This is a genomic window from Actinotalea subterranea, from assembly GCF_008364845.1.
Taxonomy (GTDB): domain Bacteria; phylum Actinomycetota; class Actinomycetes; order Actinomycetales; family Cellulomonadaceae; genus Actinotalea; species Actinotalea subterranea.
In genome coordinates, this window is the sequence record NZ_VTTP01000002.1 from 604,554 (window position 1) to 621,794 (window position 17,241).

The window sequence follows — 17,241 nt, forward strand, 5'->3', positions numbered from 1 at the left end:
TCACGGGCGGGCCGCCGCGAGGGCGAGACGGGCCCGGTCGATGGCCACGGGGCAGTGCGACGGGACGACCAGCAGGCCGGGGGAGGTGCGGTGGAGCCTGTGCAGGGCGCCGAGCGTCGCACGGTAGGCGCCCCACGAGTGGGTCACGAGCCTGACGACCGGGTGCGGCAGCTCGAGGTGCGTGATGGCGCGCAGGCTCCACGCCGCGTCGCCGACGAGCAGCACGTCGCCCGCCCGGCTCGCGACGAGGAGGCCCACCTGACCGTGCGCGTGGCCCGGCAGGCGCACGACGACGACGCTCCCGTCGCCGAGCAGGTCGTGGGCGGGTCCGAGGGTCGTGACGTCGGTCCGCGCGGACTGCGGCGCCTGCGGGTCACCGGCCCCGGCGGGGTCGCGCGGGGCGTCGGGCACCCAGCGGGGCAGCGTCGCGACGTCCACGACGCGGCGCTCGAGGTCGTCTGGCAGGAGCGCGGGCAGGAACCCACGCCGCAGCCGTCCGAGCGGGCCCCGCCGCACGTGCGAGGCGAGGGCGTCCGCGTCGAGGACGACACGGGCGGCGGGCAGGTCACGCAGGCCGGCGACGTGGTCCGCGTGCAGGTGCGAGACGACGACGGTGGCGACGTCCGCCGGGTCGATCCCGAGGGCCGGGAGCTGCTCGGCGAGCGACCTGCCACGACCCAGACGCATCGGCAGGAGGCGGCCGTAGACGGCACCCGGTCCGCGGCGCGTCGCCGTCGCGTAGCGCGGCGCGTAGCCGGTGTCGAGCAGCACGACCCCGTGGTCGGGGTGCCGGATCACGGCGACGAGGCTCGGGAACTCGACAGGACGCCAGGGCGCTCCCCGGCGCGCGACGGCGCCGGGGTGCTCGCAGGAGCCGACCGTGAGGAGGTCGACCAGGACGGGGCGCACCGCCACGTCAGTACCGCAGGAGCACGGCGCCGATGGACAGGCCCGCTCCGGTCCCGAGCAGCAGCGCGGTCTGACCGCGCCCGAGCCGGCCGGAGCTGATCGCGTGGTGCAGGGCCGTCGGCAAGGACGCCGAGACCTGGTTGCCGTGGTCCCCGATGATGTCCACCACGGCCTCGGGCGGCAGGCCCGTGCGCTGACGCAGGTAGCGCAGGCCGACGCCGCTCGCCTGGTGGGGGACCACGACGTCCACCTCGTCGAGCGCGGGGCCGCTGTCCTCGCGCAGACCCTCGAGGAACGCAGGCAGATGGACCGCGACCTGGCGCAGGAGCGCGCGACCGTCCATCCGGAACAGGTAGGCGGTCGGGTCCGGGGGCGGTGTCACGGCGTTCCACCGGGTGCCGCCCGCGTCGATCCGGCAGTGGTCCGACCCCTCGGGCCACGTCGCGAACCTGAGCGCGAGGACGGACGAGGCGTCCTCGGGCGCCGACCGTCCCACGACGATCGCGGCCGCGCCGTCGCCGAAGAGCGCGCTCGACTCGACCTCGGCGTGGTTGAGGCCCTTCGACGCGAGCTCGGTCGCCGCGACGGCGACGCGGTCCCAGCGGCCGGCCGCGATCCCGACGGTCGCCACCTGGAGCGCGGTGAGGAAGCCGATGCACGACGCGTTGATGTCGAACGCCTCCGTCCGTCCGCCCGCGAGGCCGAGCTCGCGCAGCGCGAGGACGCTCGTGGTCGGCATCGGCTGCTCGGGGAGCACGCTCGAGACGATGAGGGCGTCGAGGTCGGACAGGTCGGTCCCGGCCGCCTCCGCCGCGGCGCGCAGCGCTCCCGCGGCCATCCGGCTCGAGCTCTCGTCCGGCCCGGCCCACCGACGGCTCGCGACGCCTGAGCGCGCCTGGGTGGTGCCCGCGGGGCGCTCGTACCTCTCGTCGAGCTCCGTGGACGTCATGAGCACCGAGGGCTCGTGCACCCCCGAGCCGAGGATGCGCACGGGGTAGGCCGTCGCGCGTCTGCGTGCCTGGGCGCGCTCGGGTGCGGGGGCGGTCGTCGTCATGCCCGGAAGGATCCCACGCCGTCGACCCACCACCGGCATGCGCGGCCTGCCCTGGGGACGACGGTGACGCACGCGGGCCTGTGCGTCACCCGGTCGGCCGAGCCCACGTGCTGGCGTGCCCACGTGCTGGCGTGCCGGCGTGCCGCCAGGACGCTAAGGGGCCCTTAGGGGCCCGCCCGCCGCCTGACGCGTCCAGGACTGGGCACCCGGCCGATCCGGCGGCGCGTGACTCACGCGGAGGGTGGGGGCACGACGAACCGCCCGACGCAGGAGGAGACATGATGTTCTGGGGACCCGGGCTCGACGCCGAGATCAGCTACCGCCAGGAGCGCGTCGCCGAGGTGTTCGACGCGCGGCCGCGTGCGGGTCGCACCCACGGCACGTGGTGGCCGCGGCGCGGCGAGCGCTGACCGGGGGCAACGGACCGGCACGGGCGCCGCACCCGGCGCGGCAGGCGCGGCGTGCGCCCGACACCTCGCCGGCGCCGCGCCGACGCCGTGCGTCGTGGGCCGCGCGGACGGCAGGATGGGGGATCCGCGTCGAGCAGCGTGCGGGGCGCCGAGTCAGGATCGGGTGACACATGGTCGAGCACCGCCCGCGTGGGCACACCCGCGGGGCGGTCGTCGTCGGGGTCGACGGGTCGGACGTGTCGATGCGCGCCGCCGCTTTCGCTGCCGGCACCGCGCGCCGGCAGGGCGCCCGGCTCGTCGCGGTGTACGTCCGGGAGGGCTCAGGGGCCTGGTCGCCCGGCGTCGACATGGGCGGGCATCTCGCCGCCATGGCCGTCGAGGCACAGGACGGGATCGAGGCCGAGGTGCGCCGGGAGCTCCTGGACCCCCGCTTCGCCGACGGCCTCGCCGTCGAGCTGGTCGTGCGGCGAGGGGACCCGCTGCGGGAGATCGCCGCCGTCGCGGGCGAGGCGGGTGCGGACGCGGTCGTCGTCGGCGCGTCCACGACGCTGGCGCACCGCGTCGTCGGCTCCATCGCGGTGCGCCTCGTGCGCCTGGGCCGCTGGCCGGTGACCGTCGTCCCGTAGCCGTGCGCGCCCGCCCCTGCCCGGGGCGGCGCGCGCTAGCACGGTCGGGCTCCGCGCGGCCGGGGCGACGGTCGGCGGGGTGCGGCCTCCGGGGAGCGGTCCCGGGCGCGTGGCCACGGGTGCATGATCGGAGGGACCGCCGACGAGGAGGGCCCGACGATGACGGAGCCGACCGGACCGGGCCGTGCCGCCGGGCCGGGGGAACCCACCGGGCGCAGCGGACCGGCCCTGTCCGACCCGTCCCTCCTCGACCCCGACGTGGTCGCGGAGCTCCTGGGCACGAGCACGCGCGACGGGCTGTCGACCGGCGAGGCGGCGCGCCGCCTGCGCGACGCAGGCCCCAACGAGCTCGCCGGCGAGCCCCCCGTGCCGGCGTGGCGCACGCTCGTCGCGCAGCTCCGCGACCCGCTGATCTACCTGCTCTTCGGGGCCATCGCGATCTCGCTCGTCGCGTGGCTGGTCGAGGGTCGGGCCGGTGTGCCCGTCGACGCCGTGGTCATCGCCGTGATCGTCGTGCTCAACGCGGTGCTCGGCTACGCCCAGCAGGCGAAGGCGGAGCACGCCGTCGACGCCCTGCAGCGCATGACCGCGACGACGGCGACCGTCCTGCGTGGGGGCGTGCCTGCTCGGGTGCCGACGCGCGAGGTCGTGCTCGGGGACGTCCTGCTCCTCGCCGAGGGGGACACGGTCGGGGCGGACGCCCGGCTCGTGCAGGCCGCGACGCTGCGGGTGTCGGAGGCCTCCCTCACGGGCGAGAGCGAGCCCGTGGAGAAGGACGCCCGGACACTTGCGGAGGCGGCAGCCCTCGGCGACCGCCTCGACATGGTGTTCAGCGGGACGGCTGTCACGCAGGGCAGCGGCCGCGCGATCGTGACCGCGACGGGCATGGCGAGCCAGATGGGCGAGATCGCGCGGCTCCTGCACGCGACCCGCCAGGACCCGACGCCGTTGCAGCGCGAGATCGCGCACGTCGGGAAGATGCTCGGCATCGCTGTGGTCGTCATCGCGGTGGTCGTCATGGCGACGGTGTTCCTCGTCTTCGGCGTCGACGGTGCCGACGACGTGGTGACCGCCCTGCTCCTCGGCGTGTCCCTCGCCGTCGCCGCGGTGCCCGAGGGCCTGCCGACCATCCTGTCGGTCGTGCTCGCCCTCGGCGTGCAGCGCATGGCCGAGCACCACGCGATCGTGAAGAACCTCTCGTCGGTCGAGACCCTGGGCTCGGCGTCCGTCGTGTGCTCGGACAAGACGGGGACCCTGACCAGGGGCGAGATGACCATCGGGCGCGTCGTGACGGCGTCGGGCAGCGCCGTCGTCACGGGCGCGGGGTACCGGCCGGACGGCGAGGTGCTCCTCGACGGCGTGCCCCTCGAGGTCGGCAGCGGCGCATGGCAGGAGATGGCCGTGGTCCTCAGCGGCGGGAGCCTCGCGAACGACGCGACCCTGAGCCTGGACGACGACGGCACGTGGGTGATCCAGGGCGACCCGACGGAGGCGGCGTTCAAGGTCGCCGAGGTCAAGCTGGGCACGCGTGAGGCGAGGACGGGACGGTTCCAGCGGGTCGCGGTGATCCCGTTCACGTCCGCGCGCAAGATGATGACGAGCCTCGAGGCCGACGCCGACCGCGGGGGCCGGCTCGCGGTGGTCAGCAAGGGCGCCCCGGAGGTGCTGCTCGCGCGGTGCAGCCACGTGCGGGTCGGCGGCGACGTGCTGCCCCTCGGCGACGACGACCGCCGCCGCATCCTGGACGACGTCGAGGCGCTCTCGGGGGAGGCCTTCCGCACCCTGGGGGTGGCCTACCGGCCGCTGGAGGAGACGGTGGCGCCGACGCTCGACGACGCCCTCGAGAGCGAGCTGGTGTACGCGGGCATGGTCGGGATCATCGACCCGCCGCGTCCCGAGGCCGCCGTCGCGATCGCTGACGCCCACCGTGCGGGCGTGCGGGTCATGATGATCACGGGGGACCACCCGCGGACCGCGGCGCGGATCGCGCGCGACCTCGGCGTGGTCGCGCACGAGCCGGTCGCGGTGTCGGGCGTCGAGCTCGACCGGCTCGACGCGGAGGGATTCGCGCAGACGGTCCGGACCCGGTCGGTCTACGCGCGCGTGACGCCCGAGCACAAGCTACGCATCGTCGACGCGCTGCAGGCCGACGGGATGGTCGTCGCGATGACGGGCGACGGCGTCAACGACGCGCCGGCCCTGAAGTCCGCGGACATCGGCGTGGCGATGGGGCGCACGGGCACGGAGGTCACGAAGGAGGCGGCGAAGATGATCCTCGCCGACGACAACTTCGCGACAATCGTTCGCGCGATCCGCGAGGGCCGGGGCATCTTCCTCAACATCAAGAAGTTCCTGCGCTACCTCCTGTCCTCGAACATGGGCGAGGTGCTGACCGTCTTCCTCGGCGTGGTCCTCTCGGGCGTCATCGGCCTCTCCCACGGGGACGGCACGCTCGTCCTCCCGCTCCTCGCGACGCAGATCCTGTGGATCAACCTGCTGACCGACAGCGGGCCCGCGCTCGCGATGGGCGTGGACCCGGAGACCGAGGACGTCATGAGCCGGCCTCCGCGGGCCTTGACCGAGCGGGTCATCGACGCGCGCATGTGGGCCGGCGTGCTCCTGGTGGGGGCGGTCATGGCCGCGGCGACGCTCGCCACGATCGACCTGTACCTGCCCGGCGGCCTCCTGGCGGGGCAGGAGTCCCTCGGCACGGCGCGCACGGCGGGGTTCACCGTGCTGGTCCTCGCGCAGCTCTTCAACGCGCTCAACGCGCGCTCGGGCACCGCGACGGCGTTCCACCACCTCTTCGCCAACCGGTGGCTGTGGGGCGCGCTCGGGGTGTCGGCGCTGCTCCAGGTGATGGTGGTGCACGTCCCGTTCCTCAACGACGCGTTCAGCACCGTGCCGCTCACGCCGGCCCAGTGGGGCGTGTGCGTCGTGGCGGCGAGCTCGGTCCTGTGGGTGAGCGAGCTGAGCAAGCTCGTCCAGCGGGCCCTGGACCGCCGTCGCGCGTGACCGTGTATACCCCAGGGGGTACGCGACCTTCGTCCCGTGGGCACGCCGGACCGCCGACCTAGCGTGGAAGCACCTCATCACTGCTGGAGATCGGAACCCCATGAAGCTCGTCGTCGTCGGCGGAGTCGCGGCCGGCATGTCCATCGCGGCGAGGGCGCGCCGCCTCGACGAGCTCGCCGAGATCGTGGTGTTCGAGCGGGGCCGGCACGTCTCGTTCGCCAACTGCGGGCTCCCGTACCACATCGGCGGAGCCATCAAGGAGCGCGAGCGGCTCATGCTCCAGACGCCGCAGAGCCTGCGCGAGTCGCTCGACATCGACGTCCGCAACGGCGTCGAGGTGCTCTCGATCGACCGGGCCGCGAAGACCGTGCGCGTGCGTGTCGTCGGCACGGACGAGGTGTACGACGAGGCGTACGACGCCCTCGCCCTCGCACCGGGCTCCGTCCCGGTCCGGCCGGACCTGCCCGGCGTCGACCTGCCGGCGATCCACGTCCTGCGCCGCATCGGCGACATGGACGTGATCAAGAAGGCTGTCGACGGCTCCGGTGACGCGCGACGGACCGGCGGCGCCCAGCACGCCGTCGTCATCGGCGCCGGCTACGTCGGGCTCGAGATGGCGGAGAACCTCCACGACCGCGGGGTGCGCGTCGAGGTCGTCGAGATGGCCGAGCAGGTCATGCCGCCGCTCGACCGGGAGATGACGACGGCCGTCGAGAACCACCTGCGCGCCCACGGCGTGGGCCTCCACCTGGGCACCGCGGCCGCCGCGTTCTCCCAGCGGCCCGACGGCGGCGTCCGCGTGGAGCTCAAGGACTCCACCGTGATCGACACCGACCTCGTCGTGCTCGCGGCCGGTGTGCGGCCCGACGTCGCGCTCGCGCAGGCGGCAGGGCTCGAGCTCGGGCCGCGCGGGGGCATCCGCGTGGACCGGCACATGCGCACCTCCGACCCGTCGATCTGGGCCGCAGGCGACGCCGTCGAGGTCGCCCACACGGTGCTCCCGGACAGCTGGCTGATCCCGCTCGCCGGACCCGCGAACCGCCAGGGCCGTGTCGCGGCCGAGAACATCTGCGGTCGGGACACGGTCTTCGCCTCGGCGCAGGGCACCTCCGTGGTCAAGGTCTTCGACATGGTGGCGGGCGGCACGGGCGCCTCGGAGAAGCAGCTCGTGGCAGCCGGGATCGCGTACAGCACGGTCGCGACGCACCCCCACGGGCACGCCGGCTACTACCCGGGCACGGCGATGATGCACGTCAAGCTCCTGTTCGCGCCCGACGACGGCAGGATCCTCGGCGCGCAGGTGGTCGGCTTCGACGGTGTCGACAAGCGGCTCGACGTCCTCGCGACGGCGCTCCGGGCGGGCCTGACCGTGTTCGACCTCGAGGAGCTCGAGCTCGCGTACGCGCCACCGTTCGGCTCGGCGAAGGACCCCGTGAACATGGCGGGCTTCATGGCGTCGAACGTCGTGCGCGGCGACCTCGAGCTCTGGTACGCGGGTGACTACCCCGAGGCGACCGAGGGGGCCCGCCTCATCGACGTGCGCGGGTCCGACGAGTTCGCGATCTGGCACCTGCCGGGCGCCGAGAACGTCCCGCTCAAGGACCTCCGGGTCGCGCAGGTGGGCTGGGACCGGTCCACGCCCATCCGCCTCTACTGCGCGGTGGGCTTCCGCAGCTACCTCGCCTACCGGTCGCTGGTCCAACGTGGCTTCACGGACGTGCGGACCCTGTCCGGCGGGATGACGACGTTCCGCGCGTTCCACGACGTCGCGCCCACGGAGGTCGACTCCGTCGAGCCCGTCATCTCCTACGCCGAGGCGGCGCGCGAGGTCGCCGCGCACGGCTCGGGCGTCGTCGTCGACCTGGACTGCACGGGGCTCGCGTGCCCCGGACCGATCATGAAGCTTCAGGAGACGATCGGCCGCATGGACGTCGGCGACGAGGTCCTGGCCCACGTGTCGGACGCGGGCTTCCGGCTCGACGCGCCCGCGTGGGCGGCCAAGAACGGTCACCAGGTCCTGTCGATGACGCCCGAGGGTCCCGGCTTCGCCGCCCGGATCCGCAAGGGGGGCGTGATCGCGGCGCGCCCGGCCGGCCGGACCAAGGAGAAGAAGGCGTTCGTCGTCTTCTCCGGCGACCTCGACAAGGTGCTCGCGGCGTTCATCATCGCCAACGGGGCGGTCGCCATGGGTGAGGAGGTCTCGATGTTCTTCACGTTCTGGGGCCTCAACGCGCTGCGCCGCCAGGATCCGCCGAAGGTGCGACGCACGGTCATGAACCGGATGCTCGGCGCGCTGATGCCGTCGGGGCCGGACCAGATGACGCTCTCGACGATGAACCTGCTCGGCGGCGGGACGGCCATGATGAAGAAGGTCATGCGCGACAACAAGGTGCCGAGCCTGCCGGAGCTCATCGCGTCCGCCGAGGCCGGCGGCGTGCGGCTCGTCGGCTGCACGATGACGATGGAGCTGCTCGGCATCGCGCCCGAGGACCTGATCGACGGGGTGGAGCTCGGCGGCGTCGCGACGTTCCTCGGCGAGGCGGGGGAGTCGAACGGCACGCTGTTCATCTAGCCCGCTGTGGGCGCAAGCATACCCCCGGGGGTATGCTTGCGAACGGCGCCCTGATGCACGGCGCACCGGCGTGCCCGCGAGACCGGGCGCCGGAGCTCACGACACCGAGGAGAACCACCATGTGCAGTCCCGCCCGTTGCTTCACGTGCGGCAAGGTCACCTGGTCCGGCTGCGGCATGCACGTCGACGCCGTCATGGCGAACGTCGCGCCCGCCGACCGCTGCACCTGCGCGTGATCCTGCGCCCCGCGCGCCGCTCGCGGGGGTGAGATCGACCGACGGCCCGGGGTGGGTAGCCCCGGGCCGTCGGTGTCTGCGCGCCCGGTGGCGCCGGGGTCGCCCCGCACCGCGGTGCTCGCGCACCTGTAAGGGCGACCGTCGGGCCGATCGTCCTTGCGCCCCGTTGAACGCGCGTTTAGTCTTTGAACGTGCGTTCAACCGACCGGCCGTCCGACGCCGGGACCGACCCGCTCGACGGGGCCTCCGCGACGCGCGCACGCATCCGTGACGCGGCCGTCCTGCGCTTCGCCCGCGACGGGTTCACCGTCGGGCTGCGCCAGATCGCCGAGGACGCCGGCGTCACCGCGCCGCTGATCGTCCACTACTTCGGCTCCAAGGACGGCCTGCGTGCCGCATGCGACACGCACGTCCTCGCGATGATCCGCGAGGCGAAGGGCAAGGCGCTCGTCCCCAACGACACGAACGCCCTCCTGATGTCGCTCGCCTCGGTCGAGGAGTCCGCCCCGCTCGTCGGGTACGCGCTGCGCAGCCTCCAGGCCGGCGGCCGGCTCGCACGGGACTTCGTCGACCAGTTCGCGGCCGACGCCGAGGTGTACATCGCCGAGGCCGTCGCCGCGGGGGAGATGCGGCCGAGCCGGGACGAGAAGGCCCGCGCCAGGTACCTCACCGTGCAGGGCCTCGGCGCGCTGCTGCTCGACGTGACCCTGAACCCGCCGGCCGAGCCCACCGACCTCCTGGCCATGATCGACGGGTACATGCAGCGCATGGCTCTGCCGACGGTGGAGATCTTCACCGACGGTCTGCTGACCAACCGCAGGATGCTCGACGCGTACCTGCTCTACGTGGGGGACCCGCCGCCCGGTGGCGACGGCTCCGAGACACCCCAGTCCTGATCCTCGTAGAGAAGGTGCATCCCCATGAACCCTGTCATCGACGTGCGTGCCCTGACCAAGTCGTTCGGCTCCGTGCGGGCCCTCGACGCGCTCGACCTGGTGGTCGAGCCCGGCGAGGTGCACGGCTTCCTCGGCCCCAACGGAGCCGGCAAGTCGACCGCGATCCGTGTGCTCCTCGGGCTCCTGCGTGCCGACGCAGGGCAGGTCCGCCTGTTCGGCGGTGACCCGTGGGCCGACGCGGTCGACCTGCACCACCGCCTCGCATACGTGCCGGGCGACGTGAACCTGTGGCCCAAGCTCACGGGCGGCGAGGCGATCGACCTCTTCTGCAGCCTGCGCGGCAGCGTCGACCCGCGACGCAAGGCCGATCTGCTCGAGCGGTTCGACCTCGACCCGACCAAGAAGACGCGGACGTACTCCAAGGGGAACCGGCAGAAGGTCGCTCTCGTCGCCGCCCTCGCGAGCGACGTCGAGCTGCTCGTCCTCGACGAGCCGACCTCGGGCCTGGACCCGCTCATGGAGCTCGTCTTCCAGCAGTGCGTCACGGAGGCGGTCGCGTCCGGCACGACGGTGCTGCTCTCGAGCCACATCCTCGCCGAGGTCGAGAAGCTGTGCGACCGCGTGACGATCATCCGGGCGGGCACCGCGGTGCAGAGCGGCACCCTCGCGGAGCTGCGTCACCTGACGCGCAGCACGGTCGCCGTGAGCTGCACGGCCGACCCGACGTCCGTGGCCGGGATGCCGGGCGTGCACGACGCCGTGCGTGACGGTGCCGCCCTGCGCTTCACCGTCGACGAGGAGGCGATGCCGGCCGTCATGCGCGCCCTCGCGGCGCTCGACATCGTCAGCCTCACCGTGACGCCGCCGACGCTCGAGGAGCTCTTCGTGCACCACTACGGCGACGCGCTGCCCGCCGCACCGGCCGGGGGTGCACGGTGACCGCGGCGACGGCGACCGCCCCCCGCCCCGCCCCGCCCCGGGCCCCGGGCCACGCGGACGAGGCGCCGTTCACGGGAACCGTGCGCCTGGCCAGGCACGTGCTCCGCCGCGACCGCGTGCGCATCCCGGTGTGGGCCCTGTCGATCTCGGGCCTCATCGGCTACTTCAGCGCCGTCCTGCCGATCGCCTACCCGGACCCCGCGGCGCTCCAGGCGCGCGCGGCCATCATGAAGGACCCGTCCGGGGCGTTCATGACCGGACCGGGCTACGGGCTCGACGACTACACGTTCGGCCGGCTGCTCGCCAACGAGATGGTCGGGATGCTCGCCGTCGCGACGGCACTGATGTCGATCTTCCTCGTCGTGCGGCACACGCGCGCGGAGGAGGAGACGGGCCGCGCCGAGCTCGTGCGAGCCGGTGTCGTCGGCCGGCACGCACCACTCACGGCGGCGCTGCTCGACGTGCTCGTCGCCAACGTCGTCGTGACCGCGGCGTTCGCGGCCGTGATGGTCGCGAGCGACCTCGACGCCCCGGACTCGCTCGCGGTCTCCGTCGCCATCGGGGTCGTGGGCCTCGTCTTCGGTGCCGTGGCGGCCGTGACCGCCCAGCTCGCCGAGCACTCGCGCAGCGCCTCGGGCATGGCGGGTGCGGCGCTCGGGCTCGCCTACGTGCTGCGCGGCGTCGGGGACGCCCGGCAGCTCGGGGGCTCGGCACTCTCGTGGGCATCGCCCATCGGCTGGGCGCAGCAGACGCGCGCGTTCGTCGACCTGCGCTGGTGGCCGCTGCTGCTGTGCGTGGCGCTCGCCGTCGCGCTGACGGCGCTCGCCTACGTCCTGGCCGGACGCCGGGACGTCGGCGCAGGCCTGGTTCCCGCGCGCGCCGGCCGCGCCGACGCCCGACCGGGCCTCCTGGGCGTCGCGGGCCTGTCCGCGCGCATGGAGCGCGGGTCCGTCGTCGGCTGGGCGATCGGCCTCGTCGTCTTCGCCGTGCTCACGGGCTCCATGGGGCAGGGGATCGTCGAGAGCTTCGAGGACCAGCCGCAGCTCGCCGAGATCTTCGGCGGCGCCGGCGAGGGAGACATCCTGCGCGGCACGCTCGCGTCGTTCCTGGGCTTCTTCGCGATGGCCGTCGCCGTCTACGTGGTCATCGCCGTGAACCGGCTGCGGCGTGAGGAGGACGAGGGGCGCACCGCTGCCGTCCTCGCCACCGGCGTCAGCCGGGCACGGTGGCTCGGGGGCTCCCTCCTCGTGACCGGGGCGGCCGCGACGCTCCTCCTGGCGGTGTCGGGTCTCGCTCTGGGAGCGGGCGCGGGCGCGTCGGTCGGTGACTCCTCGCTCGCAGGCCAGTTCGCCCTCGCGGCGCTCGTCTACGTGCCCGTCGTGTGGTGCTTCATGGGCCTCGCGGTCCTCGCGCTGGGAGCCCGCGTCGCCCCCGGGTGGGTGTGGCTCGTCCTCATCGCGTCGATCATCGTCGGCATGTACGGCCCGATGATGGAGCTGCCCGACGCCGTGCTCGACGCCGCACCCTTCGGCCTCGTCCCGCTGGTCCCCAGCGAGGACCCCGCCGCGCTGCCGCTCATCCTCATGGTGGGCGTCGCGGCGGCGCTCGCCGGCCTGGCTGCGGCGGCGTTCAGGCGCCGGGACCTGACTGCGTGAGCGTCCGACGAGGCTGACCAGCCGTGCCGCCCTCCCGTCCCGCGGGCACCCGCAGGACGGGAGGGCCGGCGGACGGTCGGGGCTCCTGTCGCGCTCACCCGGCGACGTCGGTCGTCACCGCGAGGGGCCGGGACGCCTCGACGTCGGCCCGCAGGGCCTCGAGGCGCCCCTCGACGAGGCTCAGGGAGTCCGAGCCGAGGAGCTGGTGGAGCGGTGCGGTGCCCGACTCGACGACCCGGATGATCGCCGTGGCGGCGCGCGCCGGGTCGCCCAGCTGCGTGCCCGGCATGGCCTGGTGGGCCACGGTCATCTCGCGGATCGACTCGTATCCCTCGACCGTCGTGCCCGGCAGGGCCAGCGACCGCGGGGTGAGGAAGTCCGTCCGCATGTACCCGGGCTCGACGAGGTTCACGCGGATCCCGAACGCGGCGACCTCGGCCGCGAGCGCCTCGGTGAAGCCCTCGAGGGCGTACTTGCCCGCGACGTAGAGCCCCCAGCCCGGGAACGCGAGGAGGCCGAGGATCGAGGACACGTGGACGATGTGGCCCGACCGGGCGCCACGCATCGACGGAAGCACGGACCGCACGACGTTCCACGCGCCGAAGACCTGCACCTCGAACATGGCGCGGACCTCGTCCGCCGTGACCTCCTCGACGGCGCCGAGGTAGCCGTAGCCGGCGTTGTTGACGACCACGTCCAACGAGCCGAACGTCTCCAGGGTGTGGTCGACGGCGCCGCGAACCTGGTCCTCGGACGCGAGGTCGATCTCGAGAGGGAGCAGCCCGGCGGTGTCCGTCCCGTCGAGGCCGGCCGCCAGGCGTTCGGCGGAGCGGGTCGTGGCGGCGACGCGGTCACCTCGCTCGAGCAGCTGGCGGACGAGCTCGAGGCCCAGGCCTCGCGAGGCTCCGGTGACGAACCAGGTGGCGGGTCGGTCGGTGGGGTACGGCATGAGAGCGCTCCTCGGTAGGTGGGTGTCCCGTGCCAGGTCGGCCGGGTCCCTCACCACTCTTGGCGTCGCGGGGGGCCCGTGGGGCGTCACACCGGGCCCTGCGGGACCGGGGTCCGCGGTGACCAGGACTCGCAGACCCAGGCGCGCGTCGGCCCGGGCGGCGATGCTGGACCCATGAGCAACCCGACCAACCGGGAGCTGGCCGACTTCCTGCGTCGCGCGCGCGCCGACGTCGACGCGGACAGTGCGGGGCTCCCCGCCGACGGCCGCATCCGCCGCGTCAAGGGCCTGCGCCGCGAGGAGGTCGCCTTCCTCGCGGGCGTGTCCACCGACTACTACACGCGGCTCGAGCAGGGCCGACGCATCGTGCCGTCGGCAGGGGTGCTCGACGCCCTCGCCCGCGCGCTCCGGCTCGACGCCGCCGGGCGCGCGCACCTGGACGACCTGGTGGGGTCGACCGCGGCGCGGCCCCGACGCACCGCCCCGGTGCAGCGCGTGCGGCCCGGCCTGCGGCAGCTCGTCGAGGCGATGGACGGGCAGCCGGCACTCGTGCTCGGGCGCCGCACCGACGTGCTGGCGACCAACAGGTTGGCGCGGGCCCTCTTCGCGGACTTCGACGCGATGCCGGCGGCGCAGCGCAGCTACGCCCGGTGGGTCCTGCTCGACGACGCCGCCCGGGAGCTGTTCGTCGACTGGGAGGTCCAGGCGCGCGCCGCCGTCGAGAGCCTGCGCCTCGAGGTGGGGCGTGCGGGGCAGGACCGGGCGACCGACGCCCTGGTCGCGGAGCTCGCCGCACGCAGCCCCGAGTTCGCGGCCTGGTGGGAGGAGCACCGGGTCTTCCAGCGCACCTCGGGCTCCAAGCGCCTGCGCCACCGGGTCGTCGGCGACCTGACGGTCGAGTACGAGACCCTGACGCTGCCCGGCGACGTCGACCAGACGCTCTTCCTCTACAGCGCAGAGCCGGGCACGTCCTCGGACGAGGCCCTGCGGATGCTCGCGAGCTGGGTCGCCCCCGAGCCCGGCCGGGTGCGCGGCTGAGGCCGCGACGGGGCGAGCCCCGGTGCGGTGGGTGCGACCGCGCTCCGCTACGGTCGACGCGAGCCCAGGGAGACACATGGAACGCACGGTCGTCCTCACCGGTGCGAGCGACGGCATCGGTGCCGCGGCCGCCCGCCTCCTGCACGCGCGCGGAGCTCGCGTCGTCGTCGTCGGCCGCTCGGCCGCGAAGACCGCCGCGCTCGCCGCAGACCTCGGGGTGCCGCACCACGTCGCGGACTACTCGCGGCTCGAGGACGTCCGGCGCCTCGCGGCCGAGCTCCTGGAGCGCTACCCCCGCATCGACGTGCTCGCGCACAACGCCGGCGGCATCATGAGCGCCAGGGAGCTGACGGCCGACGGCTTCGAGAAGACGTTCCAGGTGAACCACCTCGCGCCGTTCCTGCTCAACCACCTCCTGCTGGGTCGGCTCGTCGAGAGCCGCGCGACAGTGGTCGCGACCTCGTCCGCCGGGGCGCGGCTCTTCGGTCACCTGGACCTGACCGACCTCGACAACCACCGGTCGTACTCGCCGCGCAAGGCGTACGGCGACGCGAAGCTCGCCAACATCCTGTTCGCACGCGAGCTCCAGCGCCGTCACGGCGGCGACGGCGTCAACGCGGCGTCGTTCCACCCGGGCGTCGTCGCGACGAGCTTCGCGGGCGAGTCGAGCAGCGCGATGCGGCTGATGTACACGACACCGCTGCGGCGGTTCCTGCTGACCCCGGAGCGTGGCGCCGACACGCTCGTGTGGCTCGCCGAGGGCACACCCGGCGTGGACTGGGTCGGCGGGGAGTTCTACACGAGGCGCACCGTCTCCCGGACGAACCCGCAGGCGGCCGACGCCGAGCTGGCGCGTGGTCTCTGGGACGCGAGCGAGCAGATGCTCGGGCTGGCGACGCGGACGGCCTGACCGGCCGGCGACGGCTCCGTCGTCCGTCGCCGTCCTCGGTCACTGTCCTGGGTCGCCTTCGGGCGCTTACTGGGCCGACCAGCCGCCGTCCGACGGCAGGATCGCGCCCGTGACGTTGGTGCCGTCGTCGCTCAGCAGGAACGTGATGGACGCGGCGAGCTGCGCGGCCTCGGCGACCGGCGGCAGGAGCGTCATCGCGGCCTGGATGCGCTCCGCGGCGAGCTCAGAGGCGAACGTCGCCTGGATGTTGGTCGCGACCGGGCCGGGGGCCACGGCGTTCACGCGGATGCCCGACGGCGCGTACAGGAACGCCGAGCTGCGGGTCATGCCGATCACCGCGTGCTTCGACGCCGTGTAGGCCAGGCCGGCTGCCGAGCCGCGCAGCGCTGCCTCGGACGCCACGTTGACGATCGAGCCGCGGCCCGCCGCGAGCATCAGGGGCAGGACGGCGCGGGTGAGGCGGAAGGTCCCGTCGACGTTGACGGCGAACACGCGTTCCCAGACGGCGTCCGACACCTCGTGCAGCGGTGTCATGTCGTCCATGATCCCCGCGACGTTGGCGAGGCCGTCGACACGGCCGTCCGCGGCGGCCACGATCGCGGCTACACCGCTCGGGTCGGTGATGTCGGCGGTGACGGTCACCAGGGCTGCGCCGGGCAACTCGGCGGCGAGCTGCGCGAGGCGCTCAGCGGAGACGTCGGCGGCCACGACGCGGCCGCCCTCACGCAGGATGCGGGACGCGGTCGCGCGGCCGATGCCGGATCCCGCGCCGGTGACGATCGTGGTCGTCCCCGCGAAGCGGCCCTCGACGACGCGCTCGGTCCATGGGTCCGTGCCGGACGCCGGGCTGTCGTCCTCGGGCTCGTCCGGGACCTGTCCGCCGTTGGCGCGCCGCACCAGGTCGTCGACCGTCTCCTGCGTGAGCCTGCCCTGGCTCAGCGCCACGAGGCGCTGGAGCGCGAACAGCCGCACGGGGGCGAGTGCGGACGCGTCCTGGCCGCCCTGCGCGAGCATCTCGCGCAGCAGCTGCCCACCGACGGGGTGCGCGAGCCACGTGCCGATCGAGCTCTTGCCGGTCAGCGGCTTGTCCTTGGCCATCGTGGACCTCTTCCACCCGTGGGGACATGGCGTGCCGGCGGCCACGGATCGGGCGACAGGACGCGACGCTGCGGCTGACGACACGACGATCGTCACCCCGTCCCCTCGCAAAGTCAATATTGTTGACATCGCAGGCCGGGACTATTCGCGGGACAATTGCGGGCGTGCTGCCGCACGCTCGACCGGCTCGACGACGGGGGACGACATGGGTGGGGAACGACGCACGGCGCGGGAGTCCGTCGCGGCGGCGGCCGCCGACCTGTTCGCCGAGCAGGGCTACGCGCGCACGACGATCCGTGAGATCGCGGCCCGCGCGTCGGTGGACCCGGCGCTCGTGATCAGGTATTCGGGCTCGAAGGAGGCTCTGTTCGTCGACGCGATGACGTCGCGTGCCGGCGCGGCGCTCGACCTCGACGGGCCCCTCGACGGGCTCGGCGAGCGGATCGTGCGGTACGTGCTCGAGGCGGACGACGGCCTGCGCAGCACCTACCTCGCGCTCGTCCGCGCGAGCGATGCGGACCGCGTGGGCTCGCTGCTGCGGACCTTCCACGACGAGGCGTTCGTGAGCCCGCTGCTGGCACGCCTGACCGGCCCCGACCGCGAGGTGCGCGCGCGCCTCGTCGCTGCCATGGTCGGTGGCCTCATGTACGCGCTCTGGACCGTCGGCGACGACGCCCTGCGCGCGGTGCCGACGGCGCAGGTCGTGGACGTCTACGCGCCGGGGATCCAGCGGCTGGTCACGCGCCGGGGCGATCGGCCCTGAGCCTTGCGTCGGGGCGCACGCCCCGCGTTGGGCCGCCTCGTGACGCGGCGGCCGGGGGAGTGTCAGACGAAGGCACTAGCGTCCGACGACGATGCGTGGCCGGGCGACGTCGGAGGCGCCCGCGTCCAGCCGGACCGGCTCGCGGGCCGCGCAGCCCGTCGTCCCCACGCC

At 74.1% G+C, this 17,241-nt stretch carries 14 protein-coding genes; 10 read left to right on the forward strand and 4 right to left on the reverse strand.

Going from position 1 to position 17,241, the window contains the following annotated elements:
• Both FZ988_RS05705 and FZ988_RS05710 read right to left on the reverse strand, forming a co-directional pair.
• Complete coding sequence (locus FZ988_RS05705) at window positions 1-909, reverse strand: MBL fold metallo-hydrolase (protein WP_188078978.1); 909 nt, start codon at window positions 907-909, stop codon at window positions 1-3.
• A 7-nt stretch (window positions 910-916) separates the two neighbouring features.
• Window positions 917-1,963, reverse strand: coding sequence for a 3-oxoacyl-[acyl-carrier-protein] synthase III C-terminal domain-containing protein (locus FZ988_RS05710; RefSeq protein ID WP_188078979.1), 1,047 nt, complete (start codon window positions 1,961-1,963; stop codon window positions 917-919).
• A 278-nt stretch (window positions 1,964-2,241) separates the two neighbouring features.
• Between FZ988_RS05710 and FZ988_RS19130 the strand changes: the two genes are divergently transcribed.
• The 7 genes from FZ988_RS19130 to FZ988_RS05740 all read left to right on the forward strand — a co-directional run bounded on the left by FZ988_RS19130 (window position 2,242) and on the right by FZ988_RS05740 (window position 12,312).
• Window positions 2,242-2,373, forward strand: coding sequence for a hypothetical protein (locus tag FZ988_RS19130; protein WP_281287156.1), 132 nt, complete (start codon window positions 2,242-2,244; stop codon window positions 2,371-2,373).
• 170 nt (window positions 2,374-2,543) lie between these two features.
• Window positions 2,544-2,999 carry a universal stress protein gene (locus FZ988_RS05715; RefSeq protein WP_149203010.1) on the forward strand — a complete coding sequence of 152 codons (456 nt, stop codon included), beginning with the start codon at window positions 2,544-2,546 and terminating at the stop codon, window positions 2,997-2,999.
• Between the two features lie 159 nt (window positions 3,000-3,158).
• A complete protein-coding gene (locus FZ988_RS05720) occupies window positions 3,159-6,014 on the forward strand; it encodes a cation-translocating P-type ATPase (RefSeq protein ID WP_149203011.1) in 2,856 nt (951 codons plus the stop codon).
• A gap of 100 nt (window positions 6,015-6,114) precedes the next feature.
• On the forward strand, window positions 6,115-8,586 hold the full coding sequence (locus FZ988_RS05725) for an FAD-dependent oxidoreductase (protein WP_149203012.1): 2,472 nt from the start codon (window positions 6,115-6,117) through the stop codon (window positions 8,584-8,586).
• 427 nt (window positions 8,587-9,013) lie between these two features.
• Complete coding sequence (locus tag FZ988_RS05730) at window positions 9,014-9,718, forward strand: TetR/AcrR family transcriptional regulator (RefSeq protein ID WP_149203013.1); 705 nt, start codon at window positions 9,014-9,016, stop codon at window positions 9,716-9,718.
• A gap of 24 nt (window positions 9,719-9,742) precedes the next feature.
• Entirely contained in the window at window positions 9,743-10,657 is a 915-nt protein-coding gene (locus FZ988_RS05735; protein ID WP_149203014.1) for an ABC transporter ATP-binding protein, read from the forward strand.
• Window positions 10,654-12,312 carry an ABC transporter permease gene (locus tag FZ988_RS05740; RefSeq protein WP_149203015.1) on the forward strand — a complete coding sequence of 553 codons (1,659 nt, stop codon included), beginning with the start codon at window positions 10,654-10,656 and terminating at the stop codon, window positions 12,310-12,312. Before FZ988_RS05735 ends, FZ988_RS05740 begins: the two co-directional genes overlap by 4 nt.
• A 94-nt stretch (window positions 12,313-12,406) precedes the next feature.
• Here FZ988_RS05740 and FZ988_RS05745 read toward each other — a convergent pair whose 3' ends face one another.
• Window positions 12,407-13,261, reverse strand: a complete 855-nt coding sequence (locus FZ988_RS05745) for an SDR family NAD(P)-dependent oxidoreductase (protein ID WP_149203016.1) — start codon at window positions 13,259-13,261, stop codon at window positions 12,407-12,409.
• Window positions 13,262-13,435: 174 nt separating this feature from the next.
• Here FZ988_RS05745 and FZ988_RS05750 point away from each other — a divergent pair, with 174 nt between their 5' ends.
• On the forward strand, window positions 13,436-14,299 hold the full coding sequence (locus FZ988_RS05750; RefSeq protein ID WP_149203017.1) for a helix-turn-helix domain-containing protein: 864 nt from the start codon (window positions 13,436-13,438) through the stop codon (window positions 14,297-14,299).
• 76 nt (window positions 14,300-14,375) lie between these two features.
• Window positions 14,376-15,209: an SDR family NAD(P)-dependent oxidoreductase gene (locus FZ988_RS05755; protein ID WP_149203018.1), complete on the forward strand. Its 834-nt coding sequence runs from the start codon at window positions 14,376-14,378 to the stop codon at window positions 15,207-15,209.
• A gap of 66 nt (window positions 15,210-15,275) precedes the next feature.
• Here FZ988_RS05755 and FZ988_RS05760 read toward each other — a convergent pair whose 3' ends face one another.
• A complete protein-coding gene (locus tag FZ988_RS05760) occupies window positions 15,276-16,307 on the reverse strand; it encodes an SDR family NAD(P)-dependent oxidoreductase (protein ID WP_149203019.1) in 1,032 nt (343 codons plus the stop codon).
• Between the two features lie 205 nt (window positions 16,308-16,512).
• Here FZ988_RS05760 and FZ988_RS05765 point away from each other — a divergent pair, with 205 nt between their 5' ends.
• On the forward strand, window positions 16,513-17,070 hold the full coding sequence (locus FZ988_RS05765) for a TetR/AcrR family transcriptional regulator (RefSeq protein WP_149203020.1): 558 nt from the start codon (window positions 16,513-16,515) through the stop codon (window positions 17,068-17,070).
• Window positions 17,071-17,241: the final 171 nt, after the last annotated feature.

Excerpts from the sequence above, each read along its gene's own strand:
- FZ988_RS05710 (WP_188078979.1), bottom strand. The coding sequence starts at position 1,963 with ATGACGACGACCGCCCCCGCACCCGAGCGCGCCCAGGCACGCAGACGC.
- FZ988_RS05715 (WP_149203010.1), top strand. The coding sequence starts at position 2,544 with ATGGTCGAGCACCGCCCGCGTGGGCACACCCGCGGGGCGGTCGTCGTC.
- FZ988_RS05760 (WP_149203019.1), bottom strand. The coding sequence starts at position 16,307 with ATGGCCAAGGACAAGCCGCTGACCGGCAAGAGCTCGATCGGCACGTGG.
- FZ988_RS05745 (WP_149203016.1), bottom strand. The coding sequence starts at position 13,261 with ATGCCGTACCCCACCGACCGACCCGCCACCTGGTTCGTCACCGGAGCC.
- FZ988_RS05765 (WP_149203020.1), top strand. The coding sequence starts at position 16,513 with ATGGGTGGGGAACGACGCACGGCGCGGGAGTCCGTCGCGGCGGCGGCC.
- FZ988_RS05750 (WP_149203017.1), top strand. The coding sequence starts at position 13,436 with ATGAGCAACCCGACCAACCGGGAGCTGGCCGACTTCCTGCGTCGCGCG.
- FZ988_RS05755 (WP_149203018.1), top strand. The coding sequence starts at position 14,376 with ATGGAACGCACGGTCGTCCTCACCGGTGCGAGCGACGGCATCGGTGCC.
- FZ988_RS19130 (WP_281287156.1), top strand. The coding sequence starts at position 2,242 with ATGATGTTCTGGGGACCCGGGCTCGACGCCGAGATCAGCTACCGCCAG.
- FZ988_RS05725 (WP_149203012.1), top strand. The coding sequence starts at position 6,115 with ATGAAGCTCGTCGTCGTCGGCGGAGTCGCGGCCGGCATGTCCATCGCG.
- FZ988_RS05735 (WP_149203014.1), top strand. The coding sequence starts at position 9,743 with ATGAACCCTGTCATCGACGTGCGTGCCCTGACCAAGTCGTTCGGCTCC.
- FZ988_RS05720 (WP_149203011.1), top strand. The coding sequence starts at position 3,159 with ATGACGGAGCCGACCGGACCGGGCCGTGCCGCCGGGCCGGGGGAACCC.